This is a genomic window from Streptomyces sp. R-07 (assembly GCF_049913175.1).
Classification (GTDB): Bacteria; Actinomycetota; Actinomycetes; order Streptomycetales; family Streptomycetaceae; genus Streptomyces.
Genome location: NZ_CP183978.1, coordinates 4,511,652 through 4,525,582, shown reverse-complemented (window position 1 = coordinate 4,525,582; position 13,931 = coordinate 4,511,652). Strand labels below are relative to the sequence as shown.

Annotated in this window: 12 protein-coding genes; 8 read left to right on the top strand and 4 right to left on the bottom strand. The window is 75.2% G+C overall.

The annotated features are described in order from the left end of the window. Window positions 1-34: 34 nt before the first annotated feature. The gene (locus ACN9M0_RS20760; RefSeq protein ID WP_399695751.1) at window positions 35-3,214 is read right to left on the bottom strand and encodes a sacsin N-terminal ATP-binding-like domain-containing protein; all 3,180 of its coding nucleotides are present in this window, start codon (window positions 3,212-3,214) and stop codon (window positions 35-37) included. A gap of 888 nt (window positions 3,215-4,102) precedes the next feature. Beyond that, window positions 4,103-5,032, bottom strand: a complete 930-nt coding sequence (locus ACN9M0_RS20755; protein ID WP_366039992.1) for a DUF3027 domain-containing protein — start codon at window positions 5,030-5,032, stop codon at window positions 4,103-4,105. Window positions 5,033-5,683: 651 nt separating this feature from the next. Here ACN9M0_RS20755 and ACN9M0_RS20750 point away from each other — a divergent pair. The 4 genes from ACN9M0_RS20750 to ACN9M0_RS20735 all read left to right on the top strand — a co-directional run bounded on the left by ACN9M0_RS20750 (window position 5,684) and on the right by ACN9M0_RS20735 (window position 9,241). Next, window positions 5,684-7,063 (top strand): MFS transporter, encoded by a 1,380-nt coding sequence (locus ACN9M0_RS20750; protein WP_366039991.1) that lies wholly within the window; start codon window positions 5,684-5,686, stop codon window positions 7,061-7,063. 96 nt (window positions 7,064-7,159) lie between these two features. Continuing rightward, on the top strand, window positions 7,160-7,639 hold the full coding sequence (locus ACN9M0_RS20745) for a DUF2771 domain-containing protein (RefSeq protein WP_366039990.1): 480 nt from the start codon (window positions 7,160-7,162) through the stop codon (window positions 7,637-7,639). A 7-nt stretch (window positions 7,640-7,646) separates the two neighbouring features. After that, window positions 7,647-8,390 (top strand): futalosine hydrolase, encoded by a 744-nt coding sequence (locus tag ACN9M0_RS20740; RefSeq protein WP_426404020.1) that lies wholly within the window; start codon window positions 7,647-7,649, stop codon window positions 8,388-8,390. After that, the gene (locus tag ACN9M0_RS20735; protein ID WP_426404019.1) at window positions 8,387-9,241 is read left to right on the top strand and encodes a 1,4-dihydroxy-6-naphthoate synthase; all 855 of its coding nucleotides are present in this window, start codon (window positions 8,387-8,389) and stop codon (window positions 9,239-9,241) included. Before ACN9M0_RS20740 ends, ACN9M0_RS20735 begins: the two co-directional genes overlap by 4 nt. A gap of 10 nt (window positions 9,242-9,251) precedes the next feature. On the opposite strand, the gene ACN9M0_RS20730 is transcribed toward ACN9M0_RS20735, so the two are convergent. Beyond that, window positions 9,252-9,635, bottom strand: a complete 384-nt coding sequence (locus ACN9M0_RS20730) for a cold-shock protein (RefSeq protein ID WP_030694234.1) — start codon at window positions 9,633-9,635, stop codon at window positions 9,252-9,254. Window positions 9,636-9,778: 143 nt separating this feature from the next. On the opposite strand from ACN9M0_RS20730, the gene ACN9M0_RS20725 reads away from it, so the two are divergent. After that, complete coding sequence (locus ACN9M0_RS20725) at window positions 9,779-10,057, top strand: hypothetical protein (protein ID WP_366039987.1); 279 nt, start codon at window positions 9,779-9,781, stop codon at window positions 10,055-10,057. On the opposite strand, the gene ACN9M0_RS20720 is transcribed toward ACN9M0_RS20725, so the two are convergent. Then, window positions 10,045-10,716, bottom strand: coding sequence for an HAD family hydrolase (locus tag ACN9M0_RS20720; RefSeq protein ID WP_426404018.1), 672 nt, complete (start codon window positions 10,714-10,716; stop codon window positions 10,045-10,047). The two genes, ACN9M0_RS20725 and ACN9M0_RS20720, sit on opposite strands and share 13 nt — an antisense overlap. A 100-nt stretch (window positions 10,717-10,816) precedes the next feature. Between ACN9M0_RS20720 and ACN9M0_RS20715 the strand changes: the two genes are divergently transcribed. From ACN9M0_RS20715 to ACN9M0_RS20705, 3 genes are read left to right on the top strand one after another with little or no spacing between them, the layout of a single operon-like run. Further along, window positions 10,817-11,821, top strand: coding sequence for a FecCD family ABC transporter permease (locus tag ACN9M0_RS20715; RefSeq protein ID WP_399695747.1), 1,005 nt, complete (start codon window positions 10,817-10,819; stop codon window positions 11,819-11,821). Further along, window positions 11,818-12,873 (top strand): FecCD family ABC transporter permease, encoded by a 1,056-nt coding sequence (locus ACN9M0_RS20710; RefSeq protein WP_366039984.1) that lies wholly within the window; start codon window positions 11,818-11,820, stop codon window positions 12,871-12,873. Before ACN9M0_RS20715 ends, ACN9M0_RS20710 begins: the two co-directional genes overlap by 4 nt. After that, on the top strand, window positions 12,870-13,676 hold the full coding sequence (locus ACN9M0_RS20705) for an ABC transporter ATP-binding protein (protein WP_366039983.1): 807 nt from the start codon (window positions 12,870-12,872) through the stop codon (window positions 13,674-13,676). Before ACN9M0_RS20710 ends, ACN9M0_RS20705 begins: the two co-directional genes overlap by 4 nt. Window positions 13,677-13,931: the final 255 nt, after the last annotated feature.

Genomic DNA, 13,931 nt, shown 5'->3' with positions numbered 1-13,931 from the left:
CCGGGCCGGCTGCGTGCGGCCCGGCCGTGCGGCCCTAGTCGAACCAGCGGTCCCGGGCCAGTTCCGCCGTCCTCGACGGGTCCTCCAGGAGGGCTGCCACCTCGAAGCGGCGGGGCCATTGGCCCGCGGCCCAGGCCAGGCCCGCCGCCACGCCTTCCAGGGTGGCGGCGTGGAGCGTGCCGTCGGGGGTGCGGCGCCAGTCGAGTTCGGTGCCGCCCGCGTGGAGTTCCTCGTGCTCGACGTACGAGGAGGGGGTGCCGGGGCCCAGGAGGGCGTGGACCGAGGGCGGGACCTCGTGCTCCTCGCCGACCGTCGTCACCTCCGCCTCGACCGCCTCGCTCAGGCGGCGGACCTGGAAGAGGTCGGCGAGGTCCGCCGCGCGGGACGGGGAGACCGGGAGGAGCGGCAGGTCGCCGGCGAGCGGCAGCAGGTCGGGGGCGTCCGCCACCAGGGCCTCCGACGCGTCGACCACGACCAGCGTGCCGTCCACGACCGCGCGCAGCTCGTCGGGGAGCGTCACCTGATCGGGGTCCAGGTCCGCCAGGGCCGTGTACAGGGCGTGGAGCTGGACCGCCGTCACGCTCCTCGACGGGTCCGCCAGGCGGGTCAGGAGCTCCGCCGCGCCGCCCGGTTCCTCGAGGAGCGCCGTGACCGAGGTGCGGACGCCCAGGGCGCGGAGGACCTGCTCGTCCTCGAAGCCGGTCGCGTCGGCGGAGTCGTACAGCCCGGCGAGGAGCGGGTCCGAGCCCTCCGCGCGGAGGCCCGCCGGCCGGCGGCCGTCCAGGACGGGGTGGTCGCGCAGCCACCAGGCCGTGTACGAGCGGACGGTCTCCGTCGTGCCGTCCGGGAGGAGGACCCGTACGGGCTGGGTCAGGGCGTCCCGGAGCGGCGGCTGCGCGAGCAGTGCGAGCGCCTGCGGCCAGGCGTCGTCGTCGACCAGGTCCAGGTCCCGTACGGCCACGATCTCCGTCGCCACCGGGGGTACGGGGGTCTCCGGGAGGCGGTCCAGGACGTCCTCGCACCACACGTCGACCGCGTCGAGCAGGCCCGCGTCGTCCGGCTCCGGGTAGTCGCCCTCGCGGGGCTCGACCTCGTCCGGGTCGAGGACCAGGTCGTTCGCGCGGACCAGGGCGAAGTTCGCCAGGACCCCGCAGGCGGCGAGGGGCTGTTCGCCCCAGCGCGCGGCCAGCTCGGCGTCCACGAAGGCCAGTTCGTCCTCGCGCATCACGGCCGCGAAGGCCGAGCCCGGGAGGACCAGTTCGCCCGCCGGGGCGAGTTCGCCGTCCTCGTCGGGGAGGGCCAGCGCCCCGAGCCACGGCTCCTCACCGGGGTCAAGCTCCGCGTCGCGCACCAGGGCGAGGACCGTGTCGGCCAGCTCCTCCGCGTCCAGGACGTCGCCGTCCTCGTCCCAGATCTCCCCCGCGTCGAGCGAGGCCGCGACCGCCGCCCGTACCTGCGGGGTCGTCAGGACCGCGCGGGGCGTGGCGGGCAGGGCGCCCAGCTTCTCCAGGAGCGGGTGGGCCGCCTCCGGGTGCGCCACCTTCAGACCGAGCCGCGTCAGCTCGGCGGGCGTGCGGTCCTGCGGGAGCAGCACCTGCCGGGGGCCGATCGTCGTACGGACCCGGGCGCCCTCGGCGGACTCCGCGAGCGGCACCGGAAGGCCCGTCAGACGGTCCGGGTCGACGCCGGCGAGCGAGTCGTACAGGCGCCACCACCACGTCGGCGGCCGGTCCACACCGGCCAGGCGGTCGATCGCCTCCGTCAGGGGCACGCGGCCGATGCCGAGCGTGCGCAGCTCGGGCCGCCGCTCCAGACCGGCCGGGAGGAGCGTCGGGAACACCTCGGCGAGGACGTCGACGGTCTCGCCGCCCGCGCCCTCCACGACCTCCGCCTCGATCGGGCGGAGCGCCGGAAGCTCCTCGGAGGGGGCGGCGGGCGCCAGGAACGCGACCCTCGGCAGCCGGTCCAGGATCGCCTCGCGCAGCGCCCCGTCGAGCGGGCCCTTGCCGAGCGGCCCGGGCACGAGGTCGAGCGCCCCGGTCGTCACCGGGTGCCAGTCGGCGAGGAGTTCGGCGTACGCGTCGGCCGCCCGCTGCACCAGGAAGTCGGTGAGCGGCCCCGGCGCCGGATGCCGCCGGGCCGTGTCCAGCGGCAGCGACGCGATGAGGAGCGCGGGGATGCCGAGCGGCTCGTCGGTGGGGGTGGGGGCGTGCACGACCGGGGTCGTACGGGGGTACTTCGGGGCCCCCTCGGCGTCCACCGGTACGGCCCAGGTGACCGACCAGTGCGGGCGCAGGCGCTCCTCGACCGGGCGGTCCCTCAGGAGCTCGGCCTCGAGCGGGCCGCCGTGGGTGACGGTCCGCCAGCGGTGGCCGCCGTCCCTTCCGGTCGCGGAGTCGTCGATGCGGACGTAGCCGTCGTCCTCGGAGCGGCGGAGGGTCCGTACGCCCCCGGCCGTCTCGACGACGATCTCGGCGAGGCCCGGCAGGGTGAGCAGCAGGGCGTCGTCGACGGAGTCGAGGAGGCGTTCGGCCAGGTCCTCGGCGGCGGCGTCCCGCAGCGGGAGGACGACGACCGTGTCGTAGCCGTCGGGGGCGGTGCCCTCGGCGGGCAGCGGAAGCCGCAGAAGGGGTACGTGGCCGTCGCGGCGGCGCAGTTCGTCGCCGAGGCCCGGGCTGTACCGGGCCGTCTCGGCGGCCAGCTCGCGCGCCTCGGCGAGGGACCAGCGGACACCGCCGTGACGGCCCAGGACGGCGGGCTCGTCGGTGACGGCGAGAACGGCCGCGAAGCCGACGCCGAACCGGCCCACGGCACCGTGGGTCTGCTCCCGCTTGGCGGAGGCACGGAGGGTCGACAGCGACTCGGCGCCCGCGGCGTCCAGCGGGGCGCCGGTGTTCGCTGCGGCGAGGACGGCGGGGCCCTCGTGGTCCGCGGGGTGCAGGGTCAGGCGGAGACGGCCGGTGACGGCGGCGCGGTGGGCGGCGTCGGCGGCGTTCTGGGCCAGCTCGACGACGAGACGGTCGCGGTAGCCGCCGAGCGCCAGGTCCTCCTCGGCGTTCGCGTCCTCGCGGAACCGGGCCGGACTGGCACCCCAGGCGTCGAGCACACCCCGCCGCAGCCGTGCGGTGCCGAAGGGATCGGTTCCGTCGGTCGTCGTCCGGACGCTGACGCTCACGTCTGACTCCACTCTGCGGGGCGGTCGGTCCCGGACCATTGGGCCCGGGGCCCGAAGGTACCGCGCGGGGCGGGGCGGGGGTGACGGGGCACGTGCGTGGGCGGGGGCGCGCGGGGTCGTTGAACGGGGGCGGTGCGGTGCGCCTGCGGCGGGCGGTCGGGTGGTGCCGGGTCGTGGCGCTCGCCGGCTGCGGGCGGCGGCGACGCTGGGCCGGGCCCCCGGGCCCTCGCGTGCCGCGAGCCGCGCCTGGCCGGTCCGGCTGTGGGCTGCGCCCTTACCGCACCGGGTTACGGGCCGCGCCCTGCCGGGCCGGGTTGCGGGCCGCGCCCTCCCCGGGCCGGGTTGTGGGCAGGCGTTCCGCAAGGGGCGATGGGGGTCCCCCTGCTCGAGCGAAGCCGAGAGCTTGGGGGAGGGCGGGCACAACCCCACGACGGCGCCGCACGCCGGGCGCGGGTCCAGGCGCCGAAGCCTGGGCCCGGCAAGGGGCGCCGCCCCGTGTGCCCACCCGTCCAGCCCTGGGGGTCACCCGGACGAAGTCTGGGGGAGGGACGATTGCCCACACGGGCGGGGGCACCGCCCCGCGAGCGGGCGCCCACACACCGGGCGTGCCGGCCACGCGGGCGCAGCCCGCACGGGCGTGAGCGGGCGCGGCACCGGCCTGCGAGCGGGCGCCCGCACGGCGGGTGGGCGGGGGGCACCGCCCCGCAGGGCGCGAGCCCCGCACGGCGGGTGGGCCGGGGCACCGCCCCGCAGGGCGCGAGCCCCGCACGGCGGGTGGGCCGGGGCACCGCCCCGCAGGGCGCGAGCCCCGCACGGCGGGTGGGCCGGGGCACCGCCCCGCAGGGCGCGAGCCCCGCACGGCGGGTGGGCCGGGGCACCGCCCCGCAGGGCGGGAGCCCCGCACGGCGGGTGGGGTGGCCTCCAGGGCTACGAGTGGCCCAGGTCCTCCGACGCCGCGTCCGGTTCCGTCGTCGAGCCCGAGTCCTTCGCCGGGCGCAGCGGGAACGCGTCCGCCGCCATCGAGTCCAGCACCGGCGGCGCCGGCCGCGGCGGCTTCGGCATGACCGCCGCCTCCGAGTGCCCCCCGCAGCCGTACGCGAGCGACACGACCCGGCCGTCCGCCGGGGAGAACTCGTTCGCACAGATCCCGAACGCCTGCTTCAGCGAGCCGGCCAGCGGCACCAGGAACGCGCACGACTCGCACGAGGCCGGCGCCGCCTGCGCCATCGGCGTCTTCGCGCCGAACGCCTCGTCCCAGCGGTCCGCCGCCACATGCAGCCCGTACCGCGACAGCACCCGGGCCCGGCGCATGCCGAGCTCCTCGGCGACCGACGCGATCGCACCGCGCGACGGGACCCGCGAGGTCAGCTCCGCGTCCTCCTCGTCGAGGTGCTCCTCCAGCTCCTCCGAGACCACGGAGTTCGGCGGCGGCGCGTCCTCGCCCGAGTAACCGGGCTCCAGGCGCAGGTCGTCCTGCTCCGTGGGGAGCAGGTCCCCGGGGCCCATGTCCCCCGGCCGCAGCCGCTCGCTCCACGGCACCCACTCCGGAGCCATGAGGGCGTCCGTGCCGGGCAGCAGGACGGTTTCGTCAAGCGTGATGTTCTTGGCGCGGGAGGCGCGGGTGAGGGTCACCGCCCAGCGCCAGCCCCGGTAGCCGGGCTCCTTCGATTCGAAGTAGTGCGTGACGACCCGGTCGCCCTCCGCGACGACCTCGACGTGCGCGCCCACGATCCCTGGCGCGGCCGCCTCCTCGGCGGCCTCCCGCGCGAGGTCTACGGCCTCCGCGCACAGGCGGTCGGGGGTACGCGTGGCTCGCGGGGTACGCGGGGTACCGCTTCGCGTCGTCGCAGCACTCACAGGTCTCGCTTCTCTCCTACGCCGTCTCACGGGTGCGCCGGCCGAGGGGCGGGAGCGAAGCCACGGGCGGCGGGCGGAGCGGACCAGAGGGCCGCATCGACGTCCGCACCCGACTTGTCTCGCGCGTCTCGGGCACACCTATCGTCATCCATTCTGCGGGATGCCGAAGAGGCGCGCGGCCGAGAGCTTCCGCCGGTGACGCGCTACGCACGCTACCCCGTTCGCGGGCCTCCGCCCACCTGCCCGCCCCAAGTGACCCGGATCGCGGACACCCCGCACGCCCGAACCGACCGCGGGCAGAGGCATATGGGCCGGTCGAAGTTCCCCGGAGCGGAGCCGTACGAGCGGGTCCGAGTTCCCCGGGGCGGAGGCGTATGGACCGGTCGAAGTTCCCCGGAGCCGAGCCGTACAGGTCGGTCGAAGTTTCCCGGGGCCGCGGGGCGCGCGTCTCCTGAAACCCCGGCGCGCGGTGCCGTACGCGCCGTGCGCGATCCCCCCGCCCCCGTCGTACGCCCCCGCGAAACCGCCCGGAGCCGGGAGCTCACGCTCCGCGTCGCGCGTCCCGTGTTCCCGCCGTCCCTGATCCGTCCCGTCGCGGGTCCACCGTCGTGCCACGGTTCGCCGGGCGCGCCGGTGGGGCACTATGACGGAGTGGCAGCCGCACGGTCCCCCGTACGATCGCATGATCCCGCCGGGCCGCTCCGCCGAGCGGGCCGGAAGGTCGGGCGTGCCCTGCACCTGCCGTTCACCGGGACCGCGAAGGGCATCCGGAAGGCCACCCACGCGCATGGCGCGGGCGAGTCGGGGCTCGGGAAGCTGATCGAGCTCCATGCCGTGAACGGCGCCGGCGACGTCATGATCACCGTCGCCCTCGCCTCCACCGTCTTCTTCTCCGTGCCGACCGACGAGGCCCGCGGCCGCGTCGCGCTCTACCTCGCGGTCACCATGGCCCCCTTCACCCTCCTCGCCCCCGTGATCGGTCCGCTCCTGGACCGGATCCCGCACGGGCGGCGCGCGGCGATGGCGGGCGCGATGCTGACCCGCGCGGTGCTCGCGATCATGATGTCGGGGGCCGTGGCGACGGGCGGTCTGGAGCTGTACCCGGCGGCGCTCGGGGTCCTCGTGGCCTCGAAGGCGTACGGGGTGGTGCGCAGCGCCGTCGTGCCCCGCCTCCTCCCACCGAACTTCTCCCTCGTGAAGGCGAACTCCCGGGTCACCCTGGCCGGGCTGCTCGCCACCGGCATCGCCGCGCCCGTCGGGGCGGGGCTCCAGATCCTCGGGCCGCGCTACCCGCTGTACGGGGCGTGCGCGCTGTTCCTGCTCGGTACGTTCTGGGCGCTGCGGATGCCGCCCAAGGTGGACTCGGCGAAGGGTGAGCGGCGGGCGCACCTGCTGACGCACGGCGAGAAGAAGCCGAGCCTGCGGACGGTGGGCCCGTCGGTGCTGCACGGCCTGCAGGCGAACGCGGCGCAGCGCATGCTGTCGGGTTTCCTGATCTTCTTCCTGGCGTTCCTGCTGCGCGAGCACCCGCTGTCCGGGCAGAGCGCCGCCGTCTCCCTCGGGATCGTGGGCGTGTCGGCGGGCGTCGGGAACGCCTGCGGCACGGCCGTCGGCTCGCTCCTCCGCGACCGGGGCCACGGGCCCGAGGTGATCATCGCCACGATGATCACCGTGGTCTGCGGTACGGCGGTCCTCGCGGCGATCTTCTTCGGCGGGCTGATGGTCGCCGTCCTCGGCGCGGTCGCGGGCCTCACCCAGGCCCTGTCCAAGCTGTCCCTGGACGCCCTGATCCAGCGGGACGTGCCGGAACAGGTGCGGACCTCGGCGTTCGCCCGTTCCGAGACGGCGCTCCAGATGGCCTGGGTGGTGGGCGGCGGGATCGGCATCGCCCTGCCCCTCAACGGCACCCTCGGCATGGCCGTCGCCGCCTCGTTCCTGGGTCTGGGCGCCCTCCTCTCCGTCCGCGGCCTCCTTTCGGCGGCCCGCAGCCGCCCCGCTCCCAAGGGCCGTCCGAAGGCGAGAGCGACCTAGCCGGGCCTTCGGGACACTCCGTACGAAGCGGTACCGGGTGGCGGCACGCCGTACCCCCGCGTGGCGCGGGCGCGGCGGCCCGATAGCCTTCGGCTCATGACCGTTGCGTTCTTCTCCGGCTCGCGCCGCCGGGCCGCCGTCGCCCTCGGGGCCGTCGCCGCCGGCCTCCTCGTACTCTCCGCCTGCGACAAGCCGACTCCGCTCGCGACCCTGACGGTCGGGACCGACTCGGTGCACTCCGAGGCCGCCTGCTACAACGACGGCGACGCCATCAAGGAGTCGCAGATCCAGCAGTGCCTCAACAAGAAGGCCGAGAAGACCATCACGGTCTCCACGGACGACAAGATCCGCTTCGGCGTGGACCCGGAGATCGCGGACCACGGCTGGACGATCTTCCTCGGCGGCCAGCAGGCCGAGCCCGAGCCGTACAAGAAGACGTACCGGACCATTCCGGCCAGCGCCTTCTTCTCCAGCCAGAGCGGCGAGGCCACCGACAAGACCCAGGTGACCATCGTCGAGAACACCGGCAAGAAGCTGACCGGCATCTGGCACTTCCAGCTGAAGAAGGACTCCTGATCCGCCGGTGGTCCACCGGATCCTGATCGTGACGGCCGTGGTGGCGGAGGCGGACTCCGTCACCGCCGGCCTCGGCCTCGGCGGCCCCGAGCTCCTCCCGCTGCCGGGGGGTCTCACCCTGCGCCGTCACCAGGACGGCGTCGACGTGCTCGTCGGCGGGGTCGGCCCCGCCGCCGTCGCCGCCGCGACGGGCACGGCCCTCACCTACGGAACGCTGACCGGCGACCGCTACGGCCTCGTCGTCTCCGCCGGGATCGCCGGCGGGTTCCAGCCGGCCGCACCCGTCGGGTCCCTCGTCGTGTCCTCGGCGATCGTCGCCGCCGACCTCGGGGCCGAGACCCCGGACGGGTACCTCGCCGTCGAGGAGCTCGGCTTCGGACGATCCGTCCATGCCGTGCCCGAGGCGCTGACCGGCCCGATCGCCGCCGCCCTGGACGCCGGGGGCCTGCCGCACACCCTCGCGCCCGTCCTCACCGTCTCCACCGTCACGGGCACCGCCCGGCGCGCCGCCGAGCTCGCGGAGCGCCACCCGGCGGCCGCCGCCGAGGCGATGGAGGGCTTCGGCGTCGCCGAGGCCGCCGCCGCGCACGGCGTGCCCGTCGTCGAGATCCGGGCCGTGTCGAACGCCGTCGGCCCGCGCGACCGCGCCGCCTGGCGCATCGGCGAGGCCCTGGGCGCCCTCCGGGACGCCTTCGAGCCGCTCAGCAGAACCGTCTTCGTGGAGTCGTGGGAGTCGTGGGAGCCGTCGTGACCAAGCTGAAGATCGCCTACTCGCCCTGCCCGAACGACACCTTCGTCTTCGACGCCTGGGCGCACGGCCGGGTCCCGGGCGCGCCCCGGCTCGACGTGACCTTCGCGGACATCGACGTCACCAACGGCTGGGCGGAGGGCGGCACCGACAAGCACGACGTCCTGAAGGTGTCGTACGCCGTCCTGCCGTGGATCCTCGACGAGTACGCCCTGCTGCCCTGCGGCGGCGCCCTGGGCCGGGGCTGCGGCCCGCTCGTCCTGACCCGGGATGCCGGGACGGGCGCCGACCTGGCGGGGAAGACGGTCGCGGTGCCGAGCGAGCGCTCGACCGCCTACCTGCTGTTCCGGCTGTGGGCGGCCGAGAAGGTGCCCGGCGGAGTCGGGGACGTCGTCGTGATGCCGTTCCACGAGATCATGCCCGCCGTCCGGGACGGGAAGGTCGACGCGGGGCTCGTCATCCACGAGGCCCGCTTCACCTACAAGAACTACGGGCTGCACTGCCTCGCCGACATGGGCGAGCACTGGGAGTCGACGACCGGCCTCCCGATCCCGCTCGGCGCGATCGTCGCCCGCCGCTCGCTCGGGGCCGAGACGCTGGGGCTGCTCGCCGAGACCGCCCGCGCTTCGGTACGGATGGCCTGGGACGATCCGGCGGCCTCCCGGCCGTACGTCCTGGAGCACGCCCAGGAGATGGACCCGAAGGTGGCCGACCAGCACATCGGTCTCTACGTGAACGAGTTCACGGCCGACCTCGGCGAGCACGGCTACGCGGCGGTCCGCGGGCTGCTCACGCGCGCCGCGGCCGAGGGACTCGTACCGCCCCTCGGCCCGGACGCCCTGCGATTCCCGTGACCGGTGGGGGTCACACGTCCAGCTGGTCGGCGACCGCGCGCAGCAGGCCGGCGATCTTCTTGCCCGCCGCCTTCTCCGGGTAGCGGCCGCGCTCCAGCATCGGCGTGATGTTCTCCAGGAGCGTCGTCAGGTCCTGAACGATGGACGCCAGTTCGTCGGGCTTACGGCGCTGCGCCGCGGCGACGGACGGGGTCGGGTCGAGGATCGTGACGGACAGCGCCTGGTCGCCGCGCTGACCGGCGACGACCCCGAACTCCACCCGCTGACCAGGCTTCAGTGCGTCGACTCCGGCAGGGAGCACCGACGAGTGGACGAAGACGTCGCCGCCGTCGTCGCGGGAGAGAAAGCCGAAGCCCTTCTCGCTGTTGAACCATTTGACCTTGCCGGTAGGCACGTCTGTCCTCGTCCTCGTCCTCGTCGATGGGGATGGCAAACGGCGGGTCGTCGACCGACCCGCCGGCACCAGGCTAATGGTCAGGAGGCCGGTGACAAGACGTCGCCGAAGTGTTCCTCCGGCCTGGGAACTACCCTGGCCGGATGCGTAGCGAAACCCCTTCCGTGCCGGTGGACGACAGTGCCCCGGGTGACGGACTCGTCAAGGCCGGTGTGATCGTGTTCGCGATCGGCGCGGTCGCGACGCTGGTCACCGTGGCCCCGCTGTTCCTGGGGACGGACCCGTTCCCCACCGTCGCGTATCTCGTGTCGATGCTGATGGGGGTCGGATTCCTCGTCGCCGCCGCCGGGGTGCTGCGGTCGGTGGCGGCCCAGCGGCGGCAGGCCCGTCAGGTTTCGGCCGCTCCGGCTCAGGCGCGGTAGCCCTCCCACCAGGCACGGAAGTCCGTCAGGTCCGGCAGGACCACGTCCGCGCCGGCCGCCCGCAGCTCCTCGGCGGGGCAGGGGCCGGTCGCGACGGCCACCGAGAGGGCGCCCGCGGTGGCGGCGCCCCGGACGTCGCCGACGTGGTCCCCGACGTACACCCCGGCGCCGTGCGCGCGCAGCGCCTCCGCCTTGCCCTCGGCCCACAGGCCGCCCGCGACCGCGTCCGGCTCGATGCCGAGGTGCGCGAGGTGCAGCTCGGCGTGCGGGCCGTTCTTCGCGGTGACGACGATCGTGCGGCCGCCCGCCTCGCGCACGGCCTCGATCGCGTCCCGGGCGCCCGGCATCGGGACGGTGGGCTCGATCGCGTACGAGGGGTAGAGCGCCCGGTAGCGGGCGGTCATCTCCGTGACGTGCTCCGCCGGGAACCAGTGCGCCATCTCCTGCTCCAGGGGCGGGCCGAGGCGGCTCACGACGAGGTCCGCGTCGATCGGGACGCCGGTCTCGGCGGAGAAGGCGACGAAGGCCGCCTTGATGCCCGGGCGGGTGTCGAGCAGGGTCAGGTCGAGGTCGAAGCCGACGGTGAGCGGGTTCGTGGGCGGGTCCGCGGGCGTGGGTGCGGGCAGGTCCGCGGGCGTGGGCAAGGGCGTGGTTGTCATGGGGCCATTGTCGGGGGACCCGGGGCCCGGGTGTTCGAATAAGGGTGGCGCATACACTAAGGCGAGCCTAACCAAACCTGCCCTCCCCCGATGGGTCCCGATGCCAGCCGACTTCCGCACCAGACGGGTCCTCGCGACCTCGGCGGCCCTCGTCGCCCTGCTCCTCGCCGTCCTCCTCAGCCTCGCCGTCGGCGCCCGCCCCATCGCGCCCTCCACCGTCCTCGACGCCCTCCTGCACGGCGCGACGGGCGACGACGCCGAGGTCGTCCGGCAGCTCCGCGTCCCCCGGACCCTCATCGGGCTGATGGTCGGCGCCGCCCTCGCGCTCGCCGGCACCGCCCTCCAGGGCATCACCCGCAACCCCATCGCCGACCCCGGCATCCTCGGCATCAGCCAGGGCTCCTCCGTCGCCGTCGTCCTCGCCATCGCCTTCTTCGGGGTGCACGAGCTCAGCGGCTACGTGTGGTTCGCCTTCGCCGGCGCCGCCCTCGCCTCGGTCGCCGTCTACGCGATCGCCGCCGGCGGGCGCGGCGGCGCGACCCCCGTGAAGCTGGCGCTCGGCGGCGCCGCGATCAACGCCCTGCTGCTCTCCGTCACCACCGGCGTCCTCACCACCAGGGCCTCGGCGCTCGACGAGTTCCGGTTCTGGCAGATCGGCTCCCTCGACGGGCGCGACGCCCAGATCGTCGGCCAGATCTGGCCCTTCCTGCTGCTCGGCGCGGTCCTCGTCGTCTCCGTGGCGCGCGGACTCGACGCGCTCGCGCTCGGCGAGGACGTCGCCAAGGGGCTCGGACAGCGCGTCGCGACCGTACGGATCGTCGGCGGGCTCGGCGCGACCGTCCTCACCGGCGCGGCCGTCGCCGCCGCCGGGCCCGTCGCCTTCGTCGGCCTCGCCGTCCCCCACATCGCCCGCGCCCTCGTCGGCTCCGACCACCGCTGGGTGCTGCCGACGGCCGCGCTCGTCGGACCGGTGATGCTGCTCGTCGCCGATGTCGCCGGCCGGATCGTCTTCCCGCCCGGCGAGGTCCCGGCCGGGGTGATGACGGCGCTGATCGGAGTGCCCTTCCTGGTGACGCTGGTACGGCGGAAGGCGGTGCCGGCATGACCTCGGTGGATGTCCGGCCCGCCGGACACGGGCTCCTGCGGGCCGGGCGGGCGTCCTTCCTCGTCCACCGGCGCTCCGCCCTCGTCGCCGCCGGCCTCCTGCTGCTCCTGGCCGCGGCCTGCGTCGCGTACCTCTGCGTCGGCGAGCGGTTCGTCGCGCCCGGCGAGGTCGTACGGATCCTCCTCGGGCGGTCGTCCCCGTCCGCGTTCGTCGTCGAGGAGCTGCGCGCGCCCCGGCTCGTCGTCGCCCTCGCCGTCGGCGCCGCCTTCGGCATCGCGGGCGGCCTCATCCAGACCGTGGCCCGCAACCCGCTCGCCAGCCCCGACATCATCGGCATCAGCCAGGGCGCCGGGGCCGTCACCGTCGCCGCGATGACCTTCGGCCTCACCTCGTACACCGTCCTGCCGTACGTCTCCATCGCCGGCGGCATCCTCGCCGCCGCCCTCGTCTACGCCTTCGCCTGGCGCGGCGGGCTGCACGCGACCCGCTTCGTCCTCATCGGCATCGGCTTCGCGATCGCCCTGCGGTCCCTCATCACGCTCTTCATGACGAAGGGCGACTACCTCGTCGCCCAGCAGGCCCAGATCTGGATGACCGGCTCCCTCAACGGACGCGGCTGGGACGAGTCCGCGCCGATCCGCTGGACCCTGCTCCTGCTGCTGCCCGCCGTGCTCTGGGCGGCCCGCGCCCAGCGGACCGTCTCCCTCGACGACGACACGGCGACCGCGCTCGGCGTACGGCTCGGCGGGGTACGGCTCGGGCTCGTCGCCGTCGGCGTCGTCCTCGCGTCCGTCGCGACCGGCGTCGCCGGCCCCGTCGACTTCGTCGCCCTGCTCGCCCCGCAGATCGCCCGCCGCATGACCCGGACGGCGCAGATCCCGCTGCTCTGCTCCGCGCTCACCGGCGCGGCGATCGTGGTCGTCGCCGACCTGCTCGGCCGGCGGCTGTTCTCCCCCGTCGAACTGCCCGTGGGTGTCCTCACGGCGGCGGTCGGCGCCCCGTATCTGATCTGGCTCATCGTCCGGAGCCGAGCCGCTGGAGGCACAACGTGAGCAGGCTGACCGCGCGCGGGCTGACGCTCGCCTACGAGGACCGGACCGTCGTCGAGGAGCTCGACCTCGCGATCCCCGACGGCCGGGTGACCGTGATCGTCGGCCCCAACGCCTGCGGCAAGTCCACCACGCTCCGGGCCCTCGGCCGGCTCCTGAAGCCGGCGGGCGGCGCCGTCCTCCTCGACGGGGAGTCGCTCGCGAAGCTCCCGACCAAACGGATCGCCCGCTCGATCGGCCTGCTGCCGCAGACCCCCGTCGCACCCGAGGCCATCACCGTCGCCGACCTGGTCGCGCGCGGCCGCCAGCCGCACCAGGCCTGGTGGAAGCAGTGGTCCGAGGAGGACGAGCGGGCCGTCGCCGACGCCATGGAACGCACCGACGTCACCGCGCTCGCCGACCGGACCGTCGACGCGCTCTCCGGCGGCCAGCGGCAGCGGGTGTGGATCGCCATGGCCCTCGCCCAGGAGACCGACCTGCTCCTCCTCGACGAGCCCACCACCTACCTGGACATCTCCCACCAGGTGGAGGTCCTCGACCTGGTCCGCCGCCTCAACCGGCTGCGCGGCCGGACCGTCGTCCTCGTCCTCCACGACCTCAACCAGGCCGCCCGGTACGCCGACCACCTCGTCGCCATGAAGGCGGGCCGGGTGGTCGCCTCGGGCCCGCCGTCGGAGATCGTCACGGCGGAGCTCGTACGGGACGTCTTCGGCCTGTCGTCGGTCGTGGTCCCGGACCCGGTGACGGGCTCACCACTGGTGGTACCGGGGGCGCCGTGGCACGCGGAGACCCACGTCACGGACTGACGGGGCGCCGGGGCATCGCCCCCCGTGTGGGCAATCGTTCCGCTGGGCGATGGGGGTCCCCCTGCTCGAGCGAAGCCGAGAGCTTGGGGGAGGGTGGGCACACGGGACGGCGCCCTCAGCGGCGCCTCCGCGTTCCGCGTCTGGACCCGCACCCCAGCGGCGCCGCACAGCGTGGTGCGGGTCAGGGCGCGGGAGCCTAGCCCGGCACGGGGCGCCGTCCGTTGTGCCCACCCGTTCCGCCCTGGGGGTCCCCCC